A 22,480-nucleotide genomic window follows, 5' to 3' on the forward strand; every position below is an offset into this window, starting at 1 on the left:
ATCCTCATTTGCTTTGAGCTTCCCCTACAAAGTCCCTCAGGCTCTGATTTGCCATCGGGATCATCATGTATGGCCTGCTTTCGAGCCTCTTAACTGCAAGATAGAAGACGTGATCCATTTTGTGCTTGACAGCGGGGATTAATGCAGCGGCAACCAGAGCCTTCCTTCCCGCCGTAATGTCTATGGCTATGTTGCAACCCTCCTCCTTCAGCCTGCGTATAAGTTCGCTAATCATTCTGCCAGCACTAACAAAATCCGCTTCGGGAACAAGATGAGTCTGAATCTCTGGAGAGATGCCAAACTCCTCGCTCAGGACTCTCATTCCTTCAGCGGCTTTTCCAAGCTCGTCTGCAAAAATGTCCTCGGCAAAAATGTGGACGATGTCGGGGAAGTATCTGCCCTCCATGAGCACCGCGTAGTATGTGTTCACCAGAGCCCATGTGGAGCGGCCGAGCATTGTGATGTAGGCCTTCATTCATTTCACCTCGAACCATTCATAATTGGTTCTCCACTTTGAATAATTAAAGTCCAGTTTATGGATTACATAGCTTAGGATGGCTGAAATAGCTGCAAAATTGATATTAAATGTGGCAAGTATCCATGGAAGAATCACAGCAACGAGATGTATCAACAAAGCTTGATTGTATTTTTCCTTCAGATTTTCTGGCTTATTGGGGTTTAAAACAAGCTTTATCGCAAGAGACGTAAGAAATGAACAGGCCCTCATTATTTCATCTGGAGTTCTACCCCTTTTTGTGTTGTAAACTATACTCTTAAACTCGTGGGGGTAGCAGATTATGTTTTTAGCCTCCTCAACGGCTCTGAAATCAATTGGTATGCTTTTGAGAACTTCCTCTCTTTCTTCATGAGCTTTGTCAGAACGGTATTTGAATATCCATATGCTCTCGGTTGGATCAACAGAATAGTCCTGTAAATAGTGTAAAGCTCTCCCCAAAGGTTCAGCAATTGACATTCCTGAAATAAGATTCTTTCTTGCCTGCTTGAGATAATTAAAAGCGGTTTCAATAGCCATAGCCTCATGGTGTGGTACTCTTCGCCTATAAATTCTCTTTCTTCCGTAATATAAGTAATAATCAGGCTCTCTGTCTGGAAGAACGCTCATTTCAGCTATTTCCATTGGTTCAGGAAGCTCATAAAACCTGCAAATCTCCAAAGTGATTCTTCTGTGGTCAGCCCACTTCATTTCAGAGCCTCTTTACTCTAACTCCGTGCTTTTTGGCAGCTTTCTTTGCATTAGAACTAAGCTTCGTCTTTCCAGTTAGGATTAGTGTTGGTTTTGCCTTAATTCTTCTGGCCTTTCTCGCAATTTTCGCGACTTCAGAGCTGGAGACAGTCCTCCCTTTTGCACTGTGCTTGACCTCACCAGCAATCTTTTCTCTTTTTCTTTTTGCTATCAAGTCTATCTCTCCTTCTGGGGTTCTCTTTCTGTACTGCACTTTGTAACCTGCCTTCTCGTACCTTTTCCCAATTCTGTTCTCAACAACTTTCCCTTTTCTGCATTTTGGCATCAATAATTAATAGTAATGCTAATACTTAAACTTTTTGTTCAACTTTTATCACTTCTACTCCCAGACTTTCAGCATCTTTCTTCAGCTTTTTATCGTAAGTGGCGAGCTTTCCGTATTTCTCTGCCACAGGGAGAATCACCATGTCGTTGAACCTTGCTGGGCTCTTCGTCAGCTCAAGGGCCCTCTTTGTAAAGCTGCCATTATCTCCAACAATTCTGCTCCTCTGGCTGTCGATAATGCTCTTCACAACCTTCTCAATTTCTTCTCCGCTATACTCTTCTTCCCTGAAAAACCAGTACAGCTCATAGATAACGATACTGGGAATGATCTACCTATCCAGCGAAGCAAGGAAGTCCCTTGCCTGCCGGTGAAATTCTGAATCCTGCAGAATAGCGTAGATGAACACGTTTGTGTCTATCACCATACTGTCACCTTAATGTAACTCCTCATTCCACTCTCATACCCTTCCTGATGCTCTCCTCAATTTTCTCCACTGTAAGATCTTTTCCACCCTTTAGAACCGGAAGCTCAAGCTTCTCCTTCCTTAATACGATTTTGCTGCCCTCAATGTTGAAGACGAGGATATCCCCGACATTTATACCAAGTTGTTCTCTAATTTCCTTAGGGATAGTAATCTGATAATTCCTAGTAACCTTTGTTGCAGGCATAGTAGAATGTTTATGATTACTATGCTTAAGCTTTACGCATTAGTTGGTTGTTCGATCTTTTTATCTTTTTACAAGTACTTTTAAGTGGAACAGTGCAAAAATTAAAATGGTGTCTCAAATGCCGGAAATAGATGCGGACCTCGTTAGCAGGAGACTCGCGGAGATAAAATTGCTTGCTGAGGAGCTGAAGGAAATACTTGACATGGGATTGGAAAAGTTTCTCTCTGATTCATATGTAAGAGATGCAGCAAAATACAGGCTCCTTGTGGCAATCGAAGCTGCGATAGCCATCTGCAATCACATTGCTGTAAGGGCTGCTAAAGAAGTTCCGGGAAGTTACTCTGACTGCTTTATTATTCTCGGAAAAAGTGGAGTGATATCCGAAGAGCTGGCGAAAAAGCTGGCAGAGATGGCAAAGTTCAGGAACATGCTTGTCCATGTTTACTGGAAGATTGACGACCGAAAGGTCTACGATATAATCGGAAAGGATTTATCTGATCTGGACAGATTCATTGATGAGGTGAGGGCGTATCTTGGACATGGATGATGTGAAAAACAGAATCAGAAATATCCTGAAAGACAGAGAGGAAGTTGTATTTGCATATCTGCATGGAAGTTTTGGCAAAGATCACTTCAGAGACATTGACGTCGCGGTCTTCGTGGATGAGGGTAGGGTGAAGGATTTTCTCGAGTATGAGATTGGGCTCTCACTCGAAATTGAGGAATCAATAAAGTATCCTGTGGATGTCAGAGTTCTGAACTCTGCCCCTCTCAGCTTCAAGTACCGGGCGATCAAGGGGGAGCTTCTGCTCAGCAGAGATGATGAGCTGAGATTCAGGTTTATGGAGGAAGTAATACGAGAATATCTGGACTTCAAGCCGGTCGAAGAGAGGATGATCAGAGAGATACTGAGTATGTGACTCAACTCAAACCAATTGCCTCTTTCAGCCTCTCTTTGAAGTTCGTGCTCAGCTCTCCGTTTTCGAATGGGTTTTCAAGCGATATAGTTCGGACACGCAAATCAATCTCCTCCCGCTAAATTCAAACACCCTTTCATGGGTAAACTCCCTAAGAGAAATTCTGATAGTGGGTTTCAAATCCATATTTATACCTCCACATTATCTTCGTTCTTAAACACTTTAACATTATAAAAATTCTCCACAAACCACTCAGGGTTCGTAGTATGCACCGGAATGATCACATCCGGATCAACCTGCTCGATGATCCACCTCAAGTCGTCCTTCGACGCATGCCCTGAGGCATGGTAGCCCCTGACGAACTCAGGGGCAAGTTTCCCGTCTTTCAGCACCATCTTGAAGCCGTAAACCCGCAGATTGAACTCTCTCAGCCAGTTGTACAGCCTGAGAAAGTCAAACTCCTGCTCCTCGCTGAATGCCTCACTTGAAGAATATATGTACGTCCCGCCATCCGGCTTTATGTCGAGCAGGTGCTTCATGTCGTAGAATGAAAAGCAGAGTATGTAGTTCTCAGGATTTCTTGAAATATCCGCGGGATCAACGTACTTATCTCCCCACCTTTCCCTGACAACAAGCTCCTCCCACTTGTCCTTCTTCTGCTTCAGCTCATGGTAAATTCTTACATCCTCCATCCTGCAGATCCCATCAGCGCATTCCATCGCATGGAGCATGTAGGCGTCCTTGGCTGTTACAACAAGCTCCCTCGAGGTTCTCCTCGCAATCTCCATGAAGGTCTCAAGCCTCTCAAAATTTCTTGGTGAGAAGTCTGCAATGACAACTCCCTTCGACTCTTCAACAGCCTTCAGGCAGTTCTCAAAGACGATCTCTTCAGACTCATTAACATCCTCATCCCTGCCTGTCCTCGTTCCTTCAATGATCAGAACTGATGCATCCTTCGCCCCTCTAACAAACTCCCTCGATTTATCCGCATATTTGCCATGCATTCTGATGTCGCCGGTGTAAGCTATGGCTGAATCGCCCCACAGTATGTATGCCGTAGCCCCGTAAATTGAGTGGTCTACTTCGTAAGCATCAATGTCAAAGGAAAGGCCGTGATCATGTACATGGCAGAGGTTTCCTGGATTGAGCTTCTTTGCATTCCTGCCTTCCTGCCCGGGTCTGTAGCACATAAACTCAGCAAGCTCGTCAGGTATTCTGTCAGTGCATATGAGGTCCCTGCCCTTATAGGGCTTTGACCTGTCTGTAATGAGTATTCTTCTATCATCTTCCATGTGTTCTCTGACATTGAAATACGCAACCTCAGAGCCTATCCCGGAAGACGAAACATCTCTCATGGCCTTCAGCATTGCCATGCTCATTGGGGAAGCCATGATTGGAATGCTTTCATCGAGCAGAGCTATGTTACCGCAGTGATCAACATGGGCGTGGCTCAAAAGAACCGCCTCGACACTGAGCTTGGGATAATCCGACATATTGACATCTGAAGGTATCAAATCTGAACGGTAGATGTTAAGCCTGGGTATCAGATTGAGGTAAAGGAGATCGTGAATGCCTCTCACACTTCTCTCGTTCAGAAATTCAGCAAAGTATTTCCCGTATTTCGCAAAGTTCATGCCGAAGTCCAGGAAAACTCCCTTGCCGTTTTCTTCAACGTAGATCTTGTTTCCGCCGATTGTTTCAGCACCATCGTAAACAGTTATTCTCATTCTTCTACCTCCTCGAACGTGCAGACCGAGGAGTAAAAGCTCTTGAGGTTGCTGAAGGATGTTCTCACGTCTGATGCTTTCTTGGATGCGTTGCCAACGTGTCTGAAAAGGATTTCCAGGTTTTCCTCAAGATTTTCGATGTAGTGCCCCATCTCGCTCAGCTTCCTCTGTATCTCCTCAGTCCTCTTTGAAATCTCCTGAGCCTGAATCCTTGCAGAGACCAGGCTGAGGTACGCGGGGAGCGTGGATGGAGAGGTCAGAATTACTCCCGATTTTGCAGCCTCCACCGCAACATCCGGCTCTTCAGAAACTAAGTGATAGAAAATCGTGTCTGAAGGAACAAACATGAGCGCAAAGTCCAGGGTGTTTCCCTTTCCAACGTACTTGCTCCGTATGCTGTCAACATGCCTTTTCACGTCTTTTACGAATTCCTTCCAGTACTTCTCCTTCTCAGCCTCACTCTCCGCCTCGCTGTACTTCCTGAAGTTCTCAAGGGGAAATTTTGAATCTATGCAGAGATATCTGCCGTCCTCGACTGCAATACACGCATCAGGTATTCCATGACCTATATTCTTCTGAAAATTCAGTCTGTTCTGGGGGAAGATGTCCTTCAGCAGGCTTTCAAGCTGAAGCTCGCCGAATTTTGCCCTCGAATGCTTTACCTGAAACATTGTTTTCAGGTCAGAGGTTATTGCCTTGAGATCCGCAGAAGCTTCACTCAGCTTTCCGAGATCCTCTTGGATTCCCAGCTCTTTGAGCGAGGTGGCGAAGGCACCCTTTATCACCTCGGAATTCTTTGTTATGGCCGATGCGAAGAGACTTTCGAGGACTCCTGCCGAGCTCTGAAATGTTTTTGCAACAGCACCCTCGACCCACTCTGGCAGACTTCTGTTCATGTCCTCGAATTTTCTGCCAATCTCCTCGATCCTGCTCTCGGCACTTCTCTGTCTCAGTATCACGTAAACCAGAACGGCAAGAACAGTGATCAGCAGCGCCACGTCATAAAATTCTGTCACCTGCATTACACCACCTGAAGTTGATTGGTCTGATATTACTTAAATCTTTTGTTCAAGTTTAAAAATGCTTGGATATAAAACGCGTTCGATGTATGATGAACGCTGAATGGATTCACAGAGATGCAAATTGGAAAATAAAACCATATCGTTTCAATGCAGAAAACCTTATTGCCTGTCCAGAGCTGCGGTTATCGCCTTTCCAAGCTCTGTCAGTATTATTTTCACATTTCTGCCATGCTTTTCTCTCTTAACAAACCCTGTCCTTTCAAGCTTTGAGAGGTGGTGGCTAAGCCTGCTCCTTTCACTCTGGAATTCTCTTCTTCCCTTGCCAATTTCCGGATTGAGCTTTATTACCAGCTCATCGAGGGATGATACACCGTCTCCTATGGCTTTTAAAATCTCCATCTGCTCCCTTCCGGGGAAGCTTACCGGCAGAATGGGCAGCTCCACGATCTCCTCTATCCCTTCTTCCTCGTCGTTTTCGCCGTACTTCGGAATTGATGAGAACACCCTCGAGTTCGTGATGCTTGCGGCAATGTATGCTGCAATGGCGAACGTTCTGAGAGAGCCGGAGACGTTGAACACGACCTCATTGCCGGTCTCCCGTTCTCTCTCGGCTATCTCCACAAGCTCGAGAACGGCGTTCATGATGTTTTTCTTGTCAATCTCCACGATCTCGACGTCAAATATTGTTTTGAGCTCGTCGGCTATTTCCTTAGCAACTCGTCTGGCCTTCCTCTCACCGCTCGTGTCGGGCTTTCCAACTGCGAGAATGATTCTGGTGACGGGCAGTTCCCTGAGGGTGCGGATGGATTCGATAATCCTCTCCTTCGTGTGTCCAACGAACGTAATCTGGGTTACAGGCATGTTGATTGATGGAATCAGTAATACTTAAACTTTGCGTTCAAGCTAAATAAAAAATGGAAGAGTTTATTCTCACCAGAACTTCCTGTAGGCCTTTTTGAAACAATCACTGTGGTAGTAGAGGCCCACGTAGTATGCCCAGCTTTCAAACACCGGCTCACCGCACACCGGACAGAGAGCCTTTCCCTCCGGTTCACCCATGTAGCGGACGGGTTTTATCAGGTCTTTTTGCCTGAGCTCTTCAACCCTCTCAAGCTTCCTTCTGTCCACCTCTCCCAGAAACACACGATTTTCTCCAGCAACAGCCTCGGCTCTCACCACCGTTCCATCACAGACGATCTCCACGTAATCAGCCTTCTCGACGTCATTTCTATTCTTGCGGTAGTACAGATAGTAGGGTAGCTCGACGTCAATAAGCTTCAGGAAAAGAACGGGAGGAATCCGAATTCTGTCCACAAACATCACCTCCTCAAAAATCAGCAAACGTGCTCCAGTATGTGGAACAATTTCTTTTCAAACTCTCTTTCGAGCTTTTCCGCTATTTCAAATGCCTCAAAAATGTCCTCAGGAATGCTCACACGCAACCCTGTCAGCTCTTCGAGCGAAAAAGTTCTGTCCTCCGGAAGTCCGTCCCTGAACCTTTCCTCCAGCACGATTATCAGGTCGTAGTCGAGAACGGGCTGTCTGAAAACCTCGAACTCGAGACACTCCACCGATTTTGGTTTGAAGTCGTCGGAGTTTCCGTACAGCTTATCTATCACTTCCCGTGCAAACTCGTGCAGCTCTTCTGGCTCCAGATACGCTGCAGAGTCAACGAAAATTCCCAGCTCACGATCGTCCACTGCTCTCTGGAGGGCAAATCTGGCGATTGGCCCGATGAGCGAGTCATCTTCGGAGACGATCAGAATTCTTTTCGGCACCATGGGATCGAATATATCGAAGTATGTGCTGTAAAATGCATATCTCTCGTCAATGCGGCAGTTTAACTCTCTGCCAATATCGATGAGCATTTTCTGCATTTTTTTCAAGTTCTCTTCATCTCTCACCCTGCCATTCACGTCCAGAAACTTCCCGTTGACAATCGCCATAAGCCTCGCGAGAGCGTAACGGGCATCACTCCCGAAGTGGCCGTAAACTGAGTAAACCGGAAGGTCGTTCAGAACGACGTCGGTCAGCCCGAACCTTAGGCCTGTTATGAACAGCCTGTCTATTCTACTAATCCCAGAGCTTGGATCGCTTAGCACGTAGATTTTGGCACCCTCAAAAACCTCGCCGGTTCTCGCCCCCTCCACGCCGGGCTCCACCACAACAGTTGTTCTTCCAGCCGGAATAACGAAAAACCCTTCTTCACTCAGGATTCTTCTGATCTCGCCAACGCAGCTCACACATGCTTCTTCTTTAAGCTCCGCAATCGTGCACCTGTCTCCTACGGGGCACGAGTAGCCAAAGGTTCTGCATTCTCTCAGCTTCAACCTCTCGTCTTCTACACGCAACATTTTCGCACCTCCGGCCCCCACTCTCAGCAGGCAGGTTGTCGGGGCCAGGCAAACCTGCCTGCAGAAATAGTTGAATATGGTTATGATACTTAAATTTTTTGTTCAAGTTTATGTGAACGAAATCCACAGTAGAATGAGGGTTATGCATTTAAATACGAATCTCGCCAAACAATTCTATGCCCTATCCTGTGAAATTCTTAAAAGCCGCCGCCGAACTCGCTTTCAAATACGTTGATGAGGATGACAATGAACCGGACAGCTCACCCGCTGTCTCTGTAAGGAGTCCTGAAGACCCGGGAACCCCCATCTTGCTCACTGGCAGAGAAAAGAACGTTGAAACTTTCGTCAACTACATCCTCGCAGGATACGGGGAGCATAAGGTCTCGATCGACGGACGCTTTGGGTCTGTGGGTTTTGAGGGCAATGGGATTGTCATGGACTTCATGTGACCTGCGTTAAAAGCCGCAAAATTGTGTCTTAATTTTTTACTCAAGGGTAGCATGGGTCCGCCCGGATTCGAACCGGGGACCTTCGCCTCGTCAAGGCGACGTCATAACCACTAGACCACGGACCCTCACTCATTCAAATCGAGGTAGATTAATAAAAATTTTGGTTAAGATACACATCCACTTCCGCCTTTTCGAGCAGGGTTTTCGAGACGAGGTACTCGTCTTCGGTCTCTCTCGTGGTTCCGACTATGAGGTAGTATTCGCCGCTGATTTTTTCCAGAACACCGTAAGCCTCGGCAACTTCCCCTTTAAAAACCTGACCTGCGTAGGTGTGAGTGTAGCTGAGTACTGCCTTTACTTTTTCGTGGTCTATCGGGTAGTATGCAGGATAATCGAAGATTGAGGACTCGTCAACAACTCTTGCGATCACCTTTGCCTTACCCAGCTTTTCGCCCGTTTCTTCCGGGATTGGTTTGTCCAGCTCGTCGTAGCCTCTCACATATAGAAGGTCGAAATACGTGTTCCCGATAAACGCCCGGTGGTATTTCCTTTTCTCGTGTGCAATAAATGCATCGTAGGATAATGGCGGCTTTCGCTTCCGGTATATGAATTCCCAGGTGTCGCTATCAGGCTCAAGGAGTTTCTTTCTCTCAATGCCTTTTTTTATTTTTTCTCTGCCTTCAAACCAGTATTTTCCATAGATTATGAAATCGACATCGCTTTCGCCGGTCTTCAGACCTATGAGTCTCGATCCTGTGACTCCCATCTGGTTTTCTGGAATTCCGGAGAAAAATGAGACTACCTTTTCAACCTCTGCATCCATGACGTCCATCAGCCTCTCTTCCGGTTTGAAGACCTCATCTATCATGCTGTAGTCAACCCTGAATATTCCCTCTGAAGGATAAAAGAATTCTCTGCCTGCTTCAATTGCCTCTGCATGGCTCAGTTTTCTGTATTCTCTACCACCTTTAAACCTGCCACCCTTTCCGGGGGCATATCTCAGAAAGCACTTCACACTCTGCTCGTTCCTGTAGCCAACTACTGAAAAATAGAGGTTCTCCACTCTGATGAAGTCCCGGAGCCGGATGGGTTTATCTGATGAACTGAGCATAAATCCTTCTGATTTCCTTTGCTTTGGCGCTTCTCCCATCCTTCCTGAGCAATCCGCCATTTATCAGCTTTATTCTTGTTATTCTGTATTTCCTTCCCTCGATGGGGATTACCTCTCCAACACTGAACTCCACTTCTCCGGGAGTGAATATCTCGTAGGGTGTTGTTACAGCGCCTTTGTGAAGGCTGAACCTGACCTTAACCTCTCCAACGTCTCTCAACCACACAGTTTCAATATCTCCAGCACCAGCAACGTCAACCCTTTTCCCGTTTTTCAGTTCCAGAGATGTTATCTCCCCGAGCCTGTATCCTTCCTCAGTCTCCACAACGATTTCTTCTCCCACTGTCAGGGTTTCCGAGGGGCTGGCTTCAATCTTCCCTCTTTCCGAGTAATTGTCCTTGCTGATAATTGCTCTGATCTCGATTTTTTTCTCTTTTTTGTATTCTGTAACGCTGCTGCAGACTTCACACTGAAAAAGATTTTTTGAGGGATTTATGAGCCTGTGGGGGGTCTCATCTTTACATGTATCGCAGAATATCTCTTTTATCATTTTTACAGCTCGTCAACGATTTTTATCATCTCTTCAGCTTTGCTCCTGAGTGCGGCGAGTGCCCTTCTGGCTATTTCTTTGACATCCATCTGCCCAACAGATTCAACTTTGAATGCGAAATCATCAGTCTCTTCAATTTCAATGGCATCCTGTTCACAGACTTTTATGCAATCTCTGCACAGAGAGCAGGCGTATTCGTTAACAACCTCCGCTTTTTCGTCTTTTATTTCAAAAACGCCCTTTGGACATATTTCGAAACATTTACCGCATCCCGTGCAATTTTCTCCATTGACCCTTACCTTTGCAAGATTCCTGTATGTGCATACAGAGACGGGCTGAAACTTTGCATGCTCTCTTCCAAACCCGAGTCTTGCCACAGCCTCGAGCATTAACTGCTGCCCCTCGTAAAGCTCCACAACAGGGATGTTGTCGAAAACTGGCCTGGTGTCGGGATCGTCGGATATGAAGTCTCCCGAATAAACGACCTTCGGCCCCTCAATGTTGAGCCTCAGTGACACCTGACAGCTCGGACATCCCTCACCCTCGCACACGCACTGGTCCTGCAGGTTGAACTTGTCAATGTTTGTTTTCAGGGGAATGAGTCCGATTCTGTGAGCGAGTATTTCGTCGTAAAGGTAGGATGAGTTCATGTAGAAGTCGACATAGTCCACGGCCAGTGTTGGGACGAGGCTCTTCATCGCCCTTCTCCAGGCGTTGGCGAATGCAGGATAGGAATCTCTGAGGATAAATTCGGCATAGGTTTCATCAGCCTTAACAAACTCCACTTTCATACTGTTTCACCAAAAAAGAATGGGGGGTTTAGACCCTTCTACCCCTCTTGCCGCCTTTGGGCCTTGTTCCGTCGTGAGGTATCGGAGTTACATCTTCGATTCTTCCGATTTTGAGACCTGCTCTTGCAAGAGCTCTTATGGCTGCCTGTGCTCCAGGTCCCGGGGTTGTATGCTTGTTGCCACCTGGGGCCCTTACCTTTATGTGAACGCCCTCGATTCCCTTGTCCTTGGCAACCTCCGCAACCCTGAGCGCTGCCTGCATTGCTGTGTACGGGTTGGCTTCATCTCTTCCCGCCTTCACGACCATACCGCCGCTGATTCTCGCTATTGTCTCGCTACCTGTAATGTCCGTTATTGTTATGATCGTGTTGTTGTAAGATGAGAAGATGTGAGCAATACCCCAGACAGATTTCTTTTTCTTTTCAGCCATATTATCCCTCCACCACCTGCTGTTTTGTAAACGGTGAGTTTGCATAATACCCTATCTTGCCCTCCATTTCTCTCTCAACGATAAAGCTCGGAGATGTTACTCTCCTTCCATCCACGGCGATATGCCCGTGTACTATCATCTGTCTCGCCTGCTTTATCGTCTTTGCGAGGCCCTGTCTGTAAACTATCGTCTGCAACCTTCTCTCAAGGAAGTCCTCAACCTTGAGGTTCAGGATATCGTCAAGGGTAGCGTTCTCGGGAAGAATACCCATCCTGTGGAGCTTCTTGATTACCTGCTGTGCCTTGGCTTTGGCTATTTCACCCTCTCTGCCGGGATAGTTAACCTTTGCAAGCAGGTCTCTTGCAACTCTTCTGTACTTTCTGAGGAGGTTCTGAAATCTCCAGAGTTCTCTCTTGTTTCTGAGGCCGTATTTGATCACTAATGGCATCTCCCTTTCGAGTCTGACTCTATCCCATGGCTTGGTTGGGGTGGTGTACTTCTTTCTTGCCTTTTTAGGATCACCCATTCAGCTCACCTCATTTCTTCCTTCTAATAACTCCTACCGTGGCACCCTTTCTGCCGGTAGACCTGGTTCTCTGGCCTCTCACCTTGTGGCCTCTGGCGTGCCTGACTCCTCTGTATGCCTTGGCTCTTATCATTCTCTCAATGTCAAGCATCCTCGCGAAGTCTATATCCTTGTTCAGCAGGTGAAGGTCTTTACCGGTGTGGTAGTCCTTTCTCCTGTTCAGCATCCATGTAGGCAGGGACTCTATTTCCTCTTCGACAAACTTCTTCAGCTTTTCCAGGTTCTCGTCGTCCAGTTCTCCAAGTTTAACCATTCCGTCCACGCCGAGCTGGTTTACTATTGACCTTGATAATCTCAGCCCTATGCCCTTTATTCCTGTAAGAGCGTGAATTACTGGCTTGTTCCCATCCAGGTCAGTATCAGCAATTCTCACAATGTGTTTGAAGCCGTCCTCCATAGTTATCACCTTCTGCCAACTGCCTTTAAGAGAAGATATTTAAAGATTGCTGATGCGCCGATGGCAGAATCCTGCCTCCCGCCGGGAGTGGGTTTCGGAAAATCTGAATAATGGATTGACAAAAAACCGATCAGTTTTTGTTGAGTACGATAACTTCCGCTTTTGGCTCCCTCCTTCTGAAAGCAAAATCTTTTGCTGCGACTATGGCTTCACAGAATGGAACGCAGTCAAAACATCTGTTTCTCAGCAGGTTGCATTCAAGAACATTGACTTTTCTGTTCTTGATATCTATAACAATTTTGGTTTCGGTTCTTCTGACCCTCACCTTGACTGTTAATTCACATCCATCGCATGGGTCTTCATACCTGTTCATAATATCTCCTCATTATTGTTATTGTCATCAGTAAATGAAATCTGGATTTGAACCCATATAAGTTTTGCGATACTGATCCGGTTGTGAGAATATGTGACCCAGGTACAAAAATTAAACATTGTTAATTTCAAATAAAATCGAACACGTATTCATCTCTCAGCCCCATGGCTATCTCGAATTCCTGGGGCGTTATTATGGGTCTGCTGAATCTTCTGGTGTCGTCGTAGGCAATTCTCGGGCATGCAGTGTTTACATAGCAATCAAACCTGAAATTTTCAACAATCTCTGGGGTGATCTCATCGGCGACTATAATTTCCACCTTAAATCCCCGTCTGTTTGCCTCTCTCTTTAACCTTTTTGCGAGGTTCAGTCTGAACTGACCGGGCTTGGATGATACAAGTATTCCAAAGCTCTCAGACATCTTTGCCTTGGATATGAGGATGTACCTTTTTTTGATGAAGTCCTCAGTTTCCACTTCGATAACCTCGTCAGAGTGAGGCTGGTAGGCATATGTCTTCTTTCCAGAGTATATTCCTGCCCCTATTGCGTGGAACATTCCGTCGCCTATGAACAGCACTGCATCACTTTTGCTCTCTCTGAGGCATGAATAGTTGCAGCCGAGAACCTGGCCTTCAAATTCCACCCCTCTGCCTGACTTAAGCTCAACCTGAAATCCTGCATTCTCGAGAATTTTTTTCACCTCTTTGAACTTCCAGGCGTACGTCAGAGTTCCTACGATGGCGATCTTTCTCTCGGGAATGTGTTTCTTTATTTTCTCCGGGTTAACTTCATAGTTCACCGTGTACGGTACGTAGATAACATTTGGTATGTCGACAAATCTGCTGTGGCCGAAGTGAACGAGCACATCCACATGTTTTAAAAGCTCGGTATCGAGATCGCATGCTCCGTATGATGCCTTTCCCGATATTATCGTTTCAAGGCCTCTTTTTTCGAATTCACCGGAAATTTCCTTGACATAATATTTCAGTCCATCAGGAAGCTGCAATCCAACTGTTCTGGCATCTCCAATTTTTTCAAAAATATTTGGAAAATTGATTTTATCAAATATGGTCGATGACTCTGACCCCATCTCTGCTAACCTCTATCTTCACGAGGCTTTTAACGTTGTACCCTGCCTCTCTCAGCTTGTTTGCTCCTTCCCCCTTCTCCACAACTGCAACGAAGTCTTTCACAACCGCTCCGGCCTTCTCAAGAGCTTTGAGGGTGGCAAGCGCAGTCCCTCCTGTGGAGATCACATCGTCAACCAGGATGACTCTGTCGCCTTTGTTAACTCCGTTGATGTACAGTTTTCCCTTCGAATATCCCGTCTCCTGATCGACCACAATCTCGTTTGGAAGGTCGTATGCTCTCTTTCGGACAACAACGATTGGAATGCTTACCGCGAGGCTGAGGGCCATCGCCACGGGTATCCCCATTGCCTCAACGGTAACGATCTTGTCCACGTCAAGGTCCGCTATTCTGATTATGCCCGAAACTGCCTCCCTCACTATGTCCGGGTCAAGCTCCGGAACACCGTCCGTGAGGGGATGAATAAAATATGGATAGTCCCCCTTCATTATCACCGGAGCGTTTTCAAGGCTTTTTACGAGCTTGCTCAGCATCACTCATCCCTCAGTCTGTCGAGCATTATTCTCTTTTCTACCCTCGCGACAGTCTCTCTAACCCTCTCGACAGCATCAGGGTTGGCAGACACACTGTCTATTCCGAGCCTAACGAGTTTTTCGACCACCTTCGGGTAGCTTCCTGCCTGTCCGCATATCGATGTCTTAACACCATGTTTTCTGCACACCTTTATCACGTGCTCTATGAGCTTCATGACTGCTGGATGTGTCTCGTCATACAGATATGCGACGTTTTCGTTGTTTCTGTCCACGGCTATTGTGTACTGGGTGAGGTCGTTTGTTCCGAAAGATACGAAGTCAATACCCTCTTTTACAAGGTCCTCTATTATGATTGCAGCTGCGGGGGTTTCCACCATAATGCCGAACTCAATTTTGCTCAGCGGAAGCCCTTCTTCCATTATTATCTGCTTGGCTCTCCTCACTTCATCCACTCTTGTTATCAGCGGGAGCATTATACCTATGTTCGTGTAACCCTCTTCGACAAGCCTCTTTATTGCTCTTATCTCCGCTCTGAAATGTTCCTCTTCTATGAGGTCTCTCCTTATTCCTCTGAATCCCAGCATGGGGTTTGCTTCGATTGGTTCGTCTTCTCCGCCTTCCATTGCCCTGAACTCGTCTGTCGGTGCGTCAATTGTCCTTATCCAGACTGGCTTTGGATAGAATGTGTCAACAACGACTTTCATGCCTTCGTAAAGTTTCTGGACGTATTCCTCGACTTCTCCGTCTTTTATGTATTTCATCGGGTGTTTGGGCAGGCCGAGAACCATGTGCTCTATCCTGAACAGCCCCACTCCATCTGCCCCTGTTTCAAAGGCTCTTTTTGCACCGTCAGGGATGGAGATGTTTACCTTGACTTCGGTGGCCGTGATTATTTTTCCGCCACCAGCCAGAACTTTTGGTTTATCTTCTTCCGTTTTAAGCTCCACGGCGCCCTCATAAACATTGCCTTTTTCACCATCCACAGTAACAATCATTCCGTCCTTCAGGATCTTAGTCGCCTCCTTTGTTCCTACAACTGCCGGCACTCCAAGCTCCCTGCTGACAATTGCGGCGTGGCAGGTCAGTCCACCCTCGTCAGTTACAATGGCCGATGCCCTCTTCATCGCCGGAACCATGTCCGGGGTGGTCATGGTTGTAACGAGAATGTCGCCCTGTTCAACCTTGTTTATCTCCTTCTCGCTGAAGATAACCTTCACCTTTCCAATGCCAATACCTGGAGAAGCTCCAAGACCTTTGATAATAACCTTCAGATCACCGCTCACCTTACTCTCCTCCTTTGTTCCTCCTTTAATGGTCGTTATGGCACGTGACTGCAGGATGTATACCCTGCCCTTTTCCATTCCCCATTCAACATCCTGGGGATTGCCGTAATGGTTTTCTATAAGCTCGGCATACTTCACAAGCTCCTCAATCTCCTCGTCAGAGAGAACTCTTTCATTGGACTTTTCCGGAGGAAGGTCGACCGTTACCGTCTTTCCGTTCTCGTCTTTTGTGATCATAATTTTCTTTTCTCCAATTGAAACATCAACGAGTTTTCCTGCGTTTCTGTCATAGATATAGGTGTCAGGAGTTACAGAACCGCTGACAATTGCCTCACCGAGACCAAAAGCGGCCTCGATTATACACAGCTTTTCTCCGGTTACGGGGTGTGAGGTGAACATCACTCCGCTTTTCTCGCTGTTCACCATCTTCTGGACAACAACAGCTATGCTTACTTCCTCATGTTTGAAGCCCTGCTGAACCCTGTAGTATATCGCTCTCGGTGTGTAGAGGCTGCTCCAGCACTTTCTGACCCTGTCCACCACATCTTCTTCGCCTCTTACGTTGAGGTAGGTCTCCTGCTGACCCGCAAAACTCGCCTCAGGCAAATCTTCTGCGGTGGCCGAGCTTCTCACCGCAACGAAGACTTCCTCACCCTCTTCTTCACAGAGCTTTCTGTAGGCCTTTTTTATTTCTTCTTCAATGTTTTCTGGAATTTTTGCCTCTTCAATGAGTTTTCTTATTTTTCCGGAAACCTCGTTGAGGTTATCGGTATTTTCAACATCAAGACCCCTCAACAGGTCGTTTATGTGATACCACAAGCCCGTAGCTTCCATGAACTCGATGAACGTTCTGCTATCAACCACAAAACCGTTTGGAACCGGAATTTCGTTTCTCAGAAGCTCTCCAAGGTTCGCACCCTTTCCACCGGCAAGTGGAACATCGTCTTTTCCGATTTCGTTCAGCCAGAGAATGCCCATAAACATCACCCGATTGAGAAATGGTCAGTAAATTAAAAAGATTTTTCATAGTGTGCAGGGTCGTGTGAGGAATATGTCGTCTGGCCATTTGACTATAAAAAATAATTGCAGATAAAGTGTTGCTCCGCCAACCGACCCGAGATCACGTTTTTCACACGGGCGTGGGAAGCGGAGCAATAATACTATGGAGTATTCTCTATTAAATGTTTCTACCCGTGCAGTATCTGTTATTGGTGCGGGAACACCCACCTGGATTTATTTCTGGAATTTCCTTAGTTTTGCTTCAACGAATCTCTTGCTGAGCCTTTCCCTCCTGCAGACCTTTCTGCTCTGGTTCAGCTCGAAGTAGTAATCCAGCAATTCGTCATCATCCATGCCCTAATTCTGAGTACAGGTATTTATAACACTGTACCGGTTTTGTAAACCCTCCCAAAACCCTCCGCAAGCTCACCCCTCTCTTTTGCGAATTCTCCTCTCAGAATAACTGTGTGGGGAAATACTGCCGGAAAACTCTCAAAGGGACTCCATTTGTGGAAATAATGGAGTTTCTGTGGCTTGATTTTCTCCACCTTTGAAATATCAAATACTGCGAGATTTGCGTAGTTTCCTGGTTTTACTGCTCCGTATCCATTAAAACCGAATATTTCTGCAGGATTTTCCGAGATCACCTTCGCCACATCAAAGATGTCCAGTTTTCCATAGAAAACAAGTCCCATGAGGAGAGGGTAGAGGGTTTCAACGCCGGGATAACCTGAGGCTCCGTTCTCTTTTTCCTCTGGGGAGTGGGGGGCATGATCTGAAGCAACAACGTCTATCTTTGAAAAATTGTCGAGCAGAAACTTCCTGTCATTTTCGGTCCTGAGCGGAGGGTTGACGTTCACGAAGTTTCCGAGTCGGCTGTGATGGGATGCATCAAGCAGGAGGTGGTGGGGAGTAACCTCTGCGTATGCGCCTTTTTCTCTGATGGTTTCAAAAGCCTCTCTTGTGGATATGTGGCAGAAATACCTGCCCTCAGATGCAAGTTTTTTAACTGCAAGAATTTCAGCTTCTCTTTTTCTGTGTAAAAAGTTAGGGATTTCGTTAGATTCCACAAACTCTGGAAGTTCAGCATGTATTGTCGAGAACGATGTAACCTTTTCCACCATTTCTGTCGTGGCTTCCACATCTTTGTTTTCGTGCTGCAGGAAGATCTCTCCAACTGCCGGGTTGTAGCCGTTTTTCTTTATTTTTTCTGCAATACTGTTTATCTTGGGGAAATTTCTTCTGGTAAGACCAATGTTCAGGGAATAATCCACGTTAACGAATTTGCTTGCAAGTCTCATCCTTTTCTCGTACATTTCCTCGCTGTCGATAAATGGCCTGGAGTTTGGCTGATCGACGACAAGGCAGATTCCGCCGTTCAACGCGGACAGGGTTCCATTTCTTATCGTTTCTTTATGGCTTTCGTCAAAATCTCTCAGGTGAACGTGAACGTCTATGCCTGCAGGCATTATAATTCCCTTCAGTTTTTTTCCTGAAATTTGCTTGCTTATTTCTACTATTTTGCCATCTTCGATTTTCATTCCTGCAGTTACTATGGTGTTTCCCAGCAGAATTTTTCCGTGGATGAGCATTAAAGAGAACCCCTAAACAAAGATTTAAATACTATTCTGGAAATTTAGGTAAAAAAATCAGCGGGGAGAGGATTATGGATTCAATAGTGAAAGAGGCTTTAAAGAGGGCAAATCAGGAGAAGAGACCTTTTACGAAAGAGGATGAGGATGACGAAATTCTCGAAATGCTTCACGAGCTGAGAACCGTTATAAGGGTTGTGGGAGTTGGGGGAAGCGGATGCAATACTGTTACAAGGATGTACGATGAGGGAATCGAAGGTGCAGAACTCATCGCAATAAATACGGATGTCCAGCATCTTTACTATACGAAGGCTGATAAGAGAATACTGGTTGGAAAGAAGAGAACAAGGGGTCTTGGAGCGGGAAGCCTTCCACAGGTTGGTGAGGAGGCAGCAAGAGAGAACGAAGAGGAGATCAAGGCACTGCTCGAAGGTTCTGACCTCGTATTCATTACATGTGGTCTCGGTGGTGGAACTGGTACCGGGGCTGCTCCGGTTGTTGCTGAAGCAGCTCAGGATGCCGGAGCTCTTACCATAGCTGTTGTAACTCTGCCATTTACGGCAGAAGGTGCTATAAGAAGGGCGAACGCTGAAGCAGGGCTTGAGAGGTTGAGGGAGGTTACAGATACGGTCATTGTCATTCCGAACGACAGGCTGCTGGACGTTGTGCCAAACTACCCGATACAGCTTGCATTCAAGGTGGCGGATGAGGTGCTGATGAGGGCGGTCAAGGGCATAACTGAGCTCATCACGAAGCCGGCTCTGATAAACCTGGACTTTGCAGATGTCAGGACAGTGATGGAGAAGGGCGGGGTTGCGATGATTGGACTCGGTGAGGCCAGCGGCGAAGACAAAGCATCTGAAAGTGTGAGGAAGGCATTGAAGAGCCCGTTGCTCGATGTGGACATAACCGGCGCAAAGGCGGCGCTGGTCAATGTTACCGGTGGTCCGGACATGACCATTGAAGAGGCAGAAAGCATCGTTGAGGAGATTTACAGCAAGATAGATCCCGATGCCAGGATAATCTGGGGTGCAATGATCGATCCATCGCTTGAAAATACGATAAGGACTCTGGTAATAGTCACAGGCGTCAAATCACCTCAGATCTTTGGAAGAAAGGGTCCAGCGGTAACGAAGAGATACGGAATTGACTTTGTCAGGTAAACCTTTAAAAACCGAGTTTGGTGAGCGGAAGATATGCTCAGTGAAAAATTCAGGGATTACATCAACATACTCAAGATGACCAGAAAACCGGATAGGGAGGAGTTCGTGACTACTCTGAAGGTATCCGTGGCTGTGATGCTGGTAATTGGTCTGATAGGCTTCATAGTCTATCTGCTTATGGATGTACTGCCGGGGTATCTGGGATGAGCAAGTTCTTTATAGTGAAAACGACGGCAAATCAGGAGAAAATAGTGGCGAACCTGATGGCAGCGGCTGTTAAAAAGAGAGGCATAAATCTTTATTCAATTCTGTCTCCGAAGGAAATCAAAGGATACATCATTGTTGAGGCGGAGAGCAACGAGGATATTGTCAATGCAATAAAGGGTATTCCTCACATCAAGGGGCTTGTGAAGGGTGAAGTGAGCTTCACGGAAATTGAACATTTTCTGAAGCCCAAGAAAGCTGCTGAGCAGATCAGGGAAGGTTACAAGGTCGAAATCATCAGCGGACCGTTCAAGGGTGAAATGGCCATTGTGAAGAGAGTGGACGAGGCGAAGAATGAAATAACGGTCGAACTCCTTGAGGCTGTAGTTCCAATTCCTGTAACGGTTAAAGCTGACAACGTTAGGATTCTTGAAAAAACGGATGAGGAGGTGTAATGGATGCCACAGGTTGTTGAAGTTCTTGTTCCAGGAGGGAAAGCAAGCCCGGGACCACCACTTGGTCCGGCCATAGGTCCTCTCGGACTAAATGTCAAGCAGGTAGTGGATAAGATCAACGAGGCAACGAAAGACTTTGATGGATTGCCGGTTCCTGTCAAGATAATAGCAAATGAAGACAGAACCTTTGACATCGAGGTGGGTGTTCCACCTGTTTCGGCACTGATAAAGAAGGAACTCGGAATTGAGAAAGGCTCCAAGGCAACAGGAAGGGAGTACGTCGGAGATCTCACAATGGAGCAGGTGTACAAGATTGCGAGGATAAAGGTAAAACAGATGCTCTCGTATGACCTGAGGGGAGCGGTGCTGGAGGTTCTCGGAACTGCCGTTTCAATGGGCGTAACTGTGGAAGGAAAGCATCCCAAGGAAGTTCAGCAGGAAGTCAAGGAAGGAAAAATCGAAATTCCTGCCGAATAATCCCCTGTTTTTTAATTTTAATACCTTTTAGAGACCGTGGTGTTCTATCTTTTTCCTCTGTGGGTTGCCTCAACTTTCCCCCAATACGTTTCTTGTATGTTATCCAGTTAAGGGCATCTGGAGTAATTATGTTTAAATATCATTTCTTCCTGCTTAGCCCTATGAGTGATGACGTTCCATTGCCAGAAGTAAATATAGGTATGGTTGGTCATGTTGATCACGGTAAAACTACTCTTGTTGCTGCATTGAGTGGTGTGTGGACCGACAGGCACAGTGAAGAGCTCAAAAGGGGAATTTCGATCAAGCTCGGTTATGCCGATGCAACCTTCAGAAAATGCCCCAAGTGTGAGGGGACAGAGGCATACATGGTGGAAAAGGTGTGCCCGAAACACGGTGTTGAGACTGATATTCTCAGAACCGTGAGCTTCGTAGACAGTCCCGGGCATGAGACGCTGATGGCTACAATGCTGAGCGGTGCCGCTCTGATGGACGGAGCAGTGCTCGTTATTGCTGCAAATGAGAAATGTCCCAGGCCACAGACCAAAGAGCATCTGATGGCTCTGGAGATTATAGGTGTCGACAGGATTGTCATCGTGCAGAACAAGATCGACATCGTTTCAAAGGAGAGGGTTTTGGAGAACTTTCAGGAGATAAAGGAGTTTGTCAGAGGTACCATAGCTGAAAATGCCCCTGTAATTCCGGTATCTGCCCAGCAGAGGGTTAACATTGACGCGCTGATTGAGGTGATTGAAGATACAATACCGACGCCTGAGAGGGATCTGGAGTCTCCTCCGCTCATGTATGTTGCCAGGAGCTTTGATGTCAACAAACCCGGAACTGATCCGGAGAATCTTGTGGGAGGTGTTCTGGGAGGCAGTCTCTCGAGGGGCAGACTCAGGGTGGGAGACGAAATAGAGGTCAGACCGGGAATAAAGGACGAAAGGGGGAATTATAACCCCATTCACAGCGAGGTCGTGAGCATCATGGCCTCAGGCAGACAGATTGAGGAAGCCACGCCCGGAGGCCTCATCGGCGTTGCCACAAAACTCGATCCGTTCCTGACAAAGGCTGACGGGCTTGTGGGGAATGTCGTGGGCCATCCTGACAAGCTTCCCGACGTCCTGTTCGACTTCACGATGGACGTGCATCTCCTTGAAAGGGTTGTTGGTGCTGAGGAAGAGCTCAGAGTGGAAAAGATAAAGATGAATGAACCGCTGATGCTTGCCGTTGGAACATCCATCACACTCGGGGTTGTAACATCTGCGAGAGATGATGTTGTTGAGGTAAAGCTGAAGAGACCCGTCTGTGCTGAGAAAGGCTCTAAGGTTGCTATAAGCAGAAGGGTTGGCTCGAGATGGAGGCTGATAGGCGCCGGAACTCTAATCTGAAGAGCGTAATAATTGACACGAATGTTTTAATTTACATTTTCACACACAGGGTTGACGTTTTCAGTCAGCTGAGGGAGCTTGGATTCAGGAGATTCATATTTCCGGAACAGACCATTGAAGAGCTGAAAAAGCTTCAGCTCAGCCTCGATGGGCTGGAAAAGAGGGCTGCGAAATTTGCCCTGAAGCTGATTGAGAACTGCAATGAATGTGAAATTTTTCACGTGGATGCAGAGGGGAACGACAACGCAATTCTCAGGCTGGCGAAGATGTTTTCATCCACCGTAATAACGAACGATAAACGCCTGAGAAAGAGGGCCAAACTGGAGGGAATCCCTGTGGGGTATCTGAGAGAGCTGAGATATGTCGAGGTTGAGGATGATTTTTGAGGAATCT

Annotated in this window: 31 protein-coding genes and 1 tRNA gene; 9 read left to right on the forward strand and 23 right to left on the reverse strand. The window is 46.7% G+C overall.

Features of this window, described 5'->3' with window-relative positions:
• Positions 1–4 precede the first annotated feature (4 nt).
• From GACE_RS00930 to GACE_RS00950, 6 genes are read right to left on the reverse strand one after another with little or no spacing between them, the layout of a single operon-like run.
• Positions 5–475: a hypothetical protein gene (locus GACE_RS00930; RefSeq protein WP_048090431.1), complete on the reverse strand. Its 471-nt coding sequence runs from the start codon at positions 473–475 to the stop codon at positions 5–7.
• Positions 476–1,204: a hypothetical protein gene (locus GACE_RS00935; RefSeq protein WP_048090433.1), complete on the reverse strand. Its 729-nt coding sequence runs from the start codon at positions 1,202–1,204 to the stop codon at positions 476–478. It lies immediately after the preceding gene.
• 1 nt (position 1,205) lies between these two features.
• Positions 1,206–1,529 (reverse strand): restriction endonuclease, encoded by a 324-nt coding sequence (locus GACE_RS00940; protein ID WP_048090434.1) that lies wholly within the window; start codon positions 1,527–1,529, stop codon positions 1,206–1,208.
• Positions 1,530–1,554: 25 nt separating this feature from the next.
• Complete coding sequence (locus GACE_RS11800) at positions 1,555–1,857, reverse strand: PIN domain-containing protein (protein ID WP_394324669.1); 303 nt, start codon at positions 1,855–1,857, stop codon at positions 1,555–1,557.
• Complete coding sequence (locus GACE_RS11995; RefSeq protein WP_394324664.1) at positions 1,858–1,953, reverse strand: PIN domain-containing protein; 96 nt, start codon at positions 1,951–1,953, stop codon at positions 1,858–1,860.
• A 22-nt stretch (positions 1,954–1,975) separates the two neighbouring features.
• Positions 1,976–2,197 (reverse strand): AbrB/MazE/SpoVT family DNA-binding domain-containing protein, encoded by a 222-nt coding sequence (locus tag GACE_RS00950; protein ID WP_048090436.1) that lies wholly within the window; start codon positions 2,195–2,197, stop codon positions 1,976–1,978.
• Between the two features lie 118 nt (positions 2,198–2,315).
• Between GACE_RS00950 and hepT the strand changes: the two genes are divergently transcribed.
• Together hepT and mntA are read left to right on the forward strand one after the other, a co-directional pair.
• On the forward strand, positions 2,316–2,744 hold the full coding sequence (gene hepT / locus GACE_RS00955; RefSeq protein WP_048090437.1) for a type VII toxin-antitoxin system HepT family RNase toxin: 429 nt from the start codon (positions 2,316–2,318) through the stop codon (positions 2,742–2,744).
• Positions 2,737–3,117, forward strand: coding sequence for a type VII toxin-antitoxin system MntA family adenylyltransferase antitoxin (gene mntA, locus GACE_RS00960; protein WP_048090439.1), 381 nt, complete (start codon positions 2,737–2,739; stop codon positions 3,115–3,117). The genes hepT and mntA overlap by 8 nt, the downstream gene beginning before the upstream one ends.
• A 185-nt stretch (positions 3,118–3,302) precedes the next feature.
• Here mntA and GACE_RS00965 read toward each other — a convergent pair whose 3' ends face one another.
• The 5 genes from GACE_RS00965 to GACE_RS00985 form a co-directional block, all read right to left on the reverse strand.
• Entirely contained in the window at positions 3,303–4,841 is a 1,539-nt protein-coding gene (locus GACE_RS00965; RefSeq protein WP_048090441.1) for an MBL fold metallo-hydrolase RNA specificity domain-containing protein, read from the reverse strand.
• Complete coding sequence (locus GACE_RS00970; RefSeq protein ID WP_048090443.1) at positions 4,838–5,863, reverse strand: DNA recombination protein RmuC; 1,026 nt, start codon at positions 5,861–5,863, stop codon at positions 4,838–4,840. The genes GACE_RS00965 and GACE_RS00970 overlap by 4 nt, the downstream gene beginning before the upstream one ends.
• A 159-nt stretch (positions 5,864–6,022) precedes the next feature.
• Complete coding sequence (locus GACE_RS00975) at positions 6,023–6,724, reverse strand: HFX_2341 family transcriptional regulator domain-containing protein (RefSeq protein WP_048090444.1); 702 nt, start codon at positions 6,722–6,724, stop codon at positions 6,023–6,025.
• 69 nt (positions 6,725–6,793) lie between these two features.
• Positions 6,794–7,183, reverse strand: a complete 390-nt coding sequence (locus tag GACE_RS00980; RefSeq protein ID WP_148305887.1) for a hypothetical protein — start codon at positions 7,181–7,183, stop codon at positions 6,794–6,796.
• A gap of 14 nt (positions 7,184–7,197) precedes the next feature.
• On the reverse strand, positions 7,198–8,217 hold the full coding sequence (locus GACE_RS00985) for a hypothetical protein (protein ID WP_148305888.1): 1,020 nt from the start codon (positions 8,215–8,217) through the stop codon (positions 7,198–7,200).
• Positions 8,218–8,393: 176 nt separating this feature from the next.
• On the opposite strand from GACE_RS00985, the gene GACE_RS00990 reads away from it, so the two are divergent.
• Positions 8,394–8,666, forward strand: coding sequence for a hypothetical protein (locus GACE_RS00990; RefSeq protein WP_048090449.1), 273 nt, complete (start codon positions 8,394–8,396; stop codon positions 8,664–8,666).
• 52 nt (positions 8,667–8,718) lie between these two features.
• Here the strand turns inward: GACE_RS00990 and GACE_RS00995 are convergent.
• The 12 genes from GACE_RS00995 to GACE_RS01050 all read right to left on the reverse strand — a co-directional run bounded on the left by GACE_RS00995 (position 8,719) and on the right by GACE_RS01050 (position 18,400).
• A tRNA-Val gene (locus GACE_RS00995) sits at positions 8,719–8,791 on the reverse strand.
• Between the two features lie 23 nt (positions 8,792–8,814).
• Positions 8,815–9,777, reverse strand: coding sequence for a nucleotidyltransferase domain-containing protein (locus GACE_RS01000; RefSeq protein ID WP_048090450.1), 963 nt, complete (start codon positions 9,775–9,777; stop codon positions 8,815–8,817).
• Entirely contained in the window at positions 9,758–10,327 is a 570-nt protein-coding gene (locus GACE_RS01005; protein ID WP_048090452.1) for an HVO_0476 family zinc finger protein, read from the reverse strand. Before GACE_RS01005 ends, GACE_RS01000 begins: the two co-directional genes overlap by 20 nt.
• A gap of 2 nt (positions 10,328–10,329) precedes the next feature.
• Complete coding sequence (locus tag GACE_RS01010) at positions 10,330–11,118, reverse strand: DNA-directed RNA polymerase subunit D (RefSeq protein ID WP_048090454.1); 789 nt, start codon at positions 11,116–11,118, stop codon at positions 10,330–10,332.
• Between the two features lie 28 nt (positions 11,119–11,146).
• Positions 11,147–11,548 carry a 30S ribosomal protein S11 gene (locus GACE_RS01015; RefSeq protein ID WP_048090456.1) on the reverse strand — a complete coding sequence of 134 codons (402 nt, stop codon included), beginning with the start codon at positions 11,546–11,548 and terminating at the stop codon, positions 11,147–11,149.
• Position 11,549: 1 nt separating this feature from the next.
• Positions 11,550–12,074: a 30S ribosomal protein S4 gene (locus GACE_RS01020; RefSeq protein ID WP_048090458.1), complete on the reverse strand. Its 525-nt coding sequence runs from the start codon at positions 12,072–12,074 to the stop codon at positions 11,550–11,552.
• 10 nt (positions 12,075–12,084) lie between these two features.
• The gene (locus GACE_RS01025) at positions 12,085–12,531 is read right to left on the reverse strand and encodes a 30S ribosomal protein S13 (protein ID WP_048090460.1); all 447 of its coding nucleotides are present in this window, start codon (positions 12,529–12,531) and stop codon (positions 12,085–12,087) included.
• Between the two features lie 130 nt (positions 12,532–12,661).
• A complete protein-coding gene (locus GACE_RS01030) occupies positions 12,662–12,904 on the reverse strand; it encodes a hypothetical protein (RefSeq protein WP_048090462.1) in 243 nt (80 codons plus the stop codon).
• A 127-nt stretch (positions 12,905–13,031) separates the two neighbouring features.
• Positions 13,032–13,994 (reverse strand): diphthamide biosynthesis enzyme Dph2, encoded by a 963-nt coding sequence (gene dph2 / locus GACE_RS01035; protein WP_048090463.1) that lies wholly within the window; start codon positions 13,992–13,994, stop codon positions 13,032–13,034.
• Positions 13,966–14,526, reverse strand: coding sequence for a hypoxanthine/guanine phosphoribosyltransferase (hpt, locus tag GACE_RS01040; protein ID WP_048090466.1), 561 nt, complete (start codon positions 14,524–14,526; stop codon positions 13,966–13,968). Before hpt ends, dph2 begins: the two co-directional genes overlap by 29 nt.
• Positions 14,526–16,787, reverse strand: a complete 2,262-nt coding sequence (gene ppsA / locus GACE_RS01045; RefSeq protein WP_048093470.1) for a pyruvate, water dikinase — start codon at positions 16,785–16,787, stop codon at positions 14,526–14,528. Before ppsA ends, hpt begins: the two co-directional genes overlap by 1 nt.
• Positions 16,788–17,185: 398 nt before the next feature.
• Entirely contained in the window at positions 17,186–18,400 is a 1,215-nt protein-coding gene (locus GACE_RS01050) for a dihydroorotase (protein ID WP_048090468.1), read from the reverse strand.
• Between the two features lie 74 nt (positions 18,401–18,474).
• Here GACE_RS01050 and ftsZ point away from each other — a divergent pair, with 74 nt between their 5' ends.
• The 6 genes from ftsZ (at position 18,475) to GACE_RS01080 (ending at position 22,473) form a co-directional block, all read left to right on the forward strand.
• On the forward strand, positions 18,475–19,563 hold the full coding sequence (gene ftsZ, locus GACE_RS01055) for a cell division protein FtsZ (protein ID WP_048090470.1): 1,089 nt from the start codon (positions 18,475–18,477) through the stop codon (positions 19,561–19,563).
• A 33-nt stretch (positions 19,564–19,596) separates the two neighbouring features.
• Positions 19,597–19,770 (forward strand): protein translocase SEC61 complex subunit gamma, encoded by a 174-nt coding sequence (locus GACE_RS01060; RefSeq protein ID WP_048090472.1) that lies wholly within the window; start codon positions 19,597–19,599, stop codon positions 19,768–19,770.
• Positions 19,767–20,222 carry a transcription elongation factor Spt5 gene (locus GACE_RS01065; RefSeq protein WP_048090474.1) on the forward strand — a complete coding sequence of 152 codons (456 nt, stop codon included), beginning with the start codon at positions 19,767–19,769 and terminating at the stop codon, positions 20,220–20,222. The genes GACE_RS01060 and GACE_RS01065 overlap by 4 nt, the downstream gene beginning before the upstream one ends.
• 3 nt (positions 20,223–20,225) lie before the next feature.
• A complete protein-coding gene (locus GACE_RS01070; protein ID WP_048090475.1) occupies positions 20,226–20,699 on the forward strand; it encodes a 50S ribosomal protein L11 in 474 nt (157 codons plus the stop codon).
• 161 nt (positions 20,700–20,860) lie between these two features.
• Positions 20,861–22,087, forward strand: a complete 1,227-nt coding sequence (locus GACE_RS01075; protein WP_048090477.1) for a translation initiation factor IF-2 subunit gamma — start codon at positions 20,861–20,863, stop codon at positions 22,085–22,087.
• Positions 22,054–22,473 carry a PIN domain-containing protein gene (locus tag GACE_RS01080; RefSeq protein ID WP_048090481.1) on the forward strand — a complete coding sequence of 140 codons (420 nt, stop codon included), beginning with the start codon at positions 22,054–22,056 and terminating at the stop codon, positions 22,471–22,473. The genes GACE_RS01075 and GACE_RS01080 overlap by 34 nt, the downstream gene beginning before the upstream one ends.
• The last annotated feature ends 7 nt before the right edge of the window (positions 22,474–22,480 follow it).

The organism is Geoglobus acetivorans, assembly GCF_000789255.1.
GTDB lineage: Archaea > Halobacteriota > Archaeoglobi > Archaeoglobales > Archaeoglobaceae > Geoglobus > Geoglobus acetivorans_B.

Bases quoted from the DNA above. Each gene is read 5' to 3' on its own strand.
- mntA (WP_048090439.1), top strand. From the start codon at position 2,737: ATGGATGATGTGAAAAACAGAATCAGAAATATCCTGAAAGACAGAGAG.
- GACE_RS01005 (WP_048090452.1), bottom strand. From the start codon at position 10,327: ATGATAAAAGAGATATTCTGCGATACATGTAAAGATGAGACCCCCCAC.
- GACE_RS00970 (WP_048090443.1), bottom strand. From the start codon at position 5,863: ATGCAGGTGACAGAATTTTATGACGTGGCGCTGCTGATCACTGTTCTT.
- hepT (WP_048090437.1), top strand. From the start codon at position 2,316: ATGCCGGAAATAGATGCGGACCTCGTTAGCAGGAGACTCGCGGAGATA.
- GACE_RS01020 (WP_048090458.1), bottom strand. From the start codon at position 12,074: ATGGGTGATCCTAAAAAGGCAAGAAAGAAGTACACCACCCCAACCAAG.
- GACE_RS00975 (WP_048090444.1), bottom strand. From the start codon at position 6,724: ATGCCTGTAACCCAGATTACGTTCGTTGGACACACGAAGGAGAGGATT.
- GACE_RS00985 (WP_148305888.1), bottom strand. From the start codon at position 8,217: ATGTTGCGTGTAGAAGACGAGAGGTTGAAGCTGAGAGAATGCAGAACC.
- GACE_RS01050 (WP_048090468.1), bottom strand. From the start codon at position 18,400: ATGCTCATCCACGGAAAAATTCTGCTGGGAAACACCATAGTAACTGCA.
- GACE_RS00940 (WP_048090434.1), bottom strand. From the start codon at position 1,529: ATGCCAAAATGCAGAAAAGGGAAAGTTGTTGAGAACAGAATTGGGAAA.
- GACE_RS01080 (WP_048090481.1), top strand. From the start codon at position 22,054: ATGGAGGCTGATAGGCGCCGGAACTCTAATCTGAAGAGCGTAATAATT.
- GACE_RS01030 (WP_048090462.1), bottom strand. From the start codon at position 12,904: ATGAACAGGTATGAAGACCCATGCGATGGATGTGAATTAACAGTCAAG.
- GACE_RS01000 (WP_048090450.1), bottom strand. From the start codon at position 9,777: ATGCTCAGTTCATCAGATAAACCCATCCGGCTCCGGGACTTCATCAGA.
- hpt (WP_048090466.1), bottom strand. From the start codon at position 14,526: ATGCTGAGCAAGCTCGTAAAAAGCCTTGAAAACGCTCCGGTGATAATG.
- GACE_RS01075 (WP_048090477.1), top strand. From the start codon at position 20,861: ATGAGTGATGACGTTCCATTGCCAGAAGTAAATATAGGTATGGTTGGT.
- ppsA (WP_048093470.1), bottom strand. From the start codon at position 16,787: ATGGGCATTCTCTGGCTGAACGAAATCGGAAAAGACGATGTTCCACTT.
- GACE_RS01025 (WP_048090460.1), bottom strand. From the start codon at position 12,531: ATGGAGGACGGCTTCAAACACATTGTGAGAATTGCTGATACTGACCTG.
- GACE_RS00965 (WP_048090441.1), bottom strand. From the start codon at position 4,841: ATGAGAATAACTGTTTACGATGGTGCTGAAACAATCGGCGGAAACAAG.
- dph2 (WP_048090463.1), bottom strand. From the start codon at position 13,994: ATGGGGTCAGAGTCATCGACCATATTTGATAAAATCAATTTTCCAAAT.
- GACE_RS11995 (WP_394324664.1), bottom strand. From the start codon at position 1,953: ATGGTGATAGACACAAACGTGTTCATCTACGCTATTCTGCAGGATTCA.
- GACE_RS01060 (WP_048090472.1), top strand. From the start codon at position 19,597: ATGCTCAGTGAAAAATTCAGGGATTACATCAACATACTCAAGATGACC.
- GACE_RS00950 (WP_048090436.1), bottom strand. From the start codon at position 2,197: ATGCCTGCAACAAAGGTTACTAGGAATTATCAGATTACTATCCCTAAG.
- GACE_RS00930 (WP_048090431.1), bottom strand. From the start codon at position 475: ATGAAGGCCTACATCACAATGCTCGGCCGCTCCACATGGGCTCTGGTG.
- GACE_RS01070 (WP_048090475.1), top strand. From the start codon at position 20,226: ATGCCACAGGTTGTTGAAGTTCTTGTTCCAGGAGGGAAAGCAAGCCCG.
- GACE_RS00935 (WP_048090433.1), bottom strand. From the start codon at position 1,204: ATGAAGTGGGCTGACCACAGAAGAATCACTTTGGAGATTTGCAGGTTT.
- GACE_RS01010 (WP_048090454.1), bottom strand. From the start codon at position 11,118: ATGAAAGTGGAGTTTGTTAAGGCTGATGAAACCTATGCCGAATTTATC.
- GACE_RS01065 (WP_048090474.1), top strand. From the start codon at position 19,767: ATGAGCAAGTTCTTTATAGTGAAAACGACGGCAAATCAGGAGAAAATA.
- GACE_RS01015 (WP_048090456.1), bottom strand. From the start codon at position 11,548: ATGGCTGAAAAGAAAAAGAAATCTGTCTGGGGTATTGCTCACATCTTC.
- ftsZ (WP_048090470.1), top strand. From the start codon at position 18,475: ATGGATTCAATAGTGAAAGAGGCTTTAAAGAGGGCAAATCAGGAGAAG.
- GACE_RS00990 (WP_048090449.1), top strand. From the start codon at position 8,394: ATGCCCTATCCTGTGAAATTCTTAAAAGCCGCCGCCGAACTCGCTTTC.
- GACE_RS00980 (WP_148305887.1), bottom strand. From the start codon at position 7,183: ATGTTTGTGGACAGAATTCGGATTCCTCCCGTTCTTTTCCTGAAGCTT.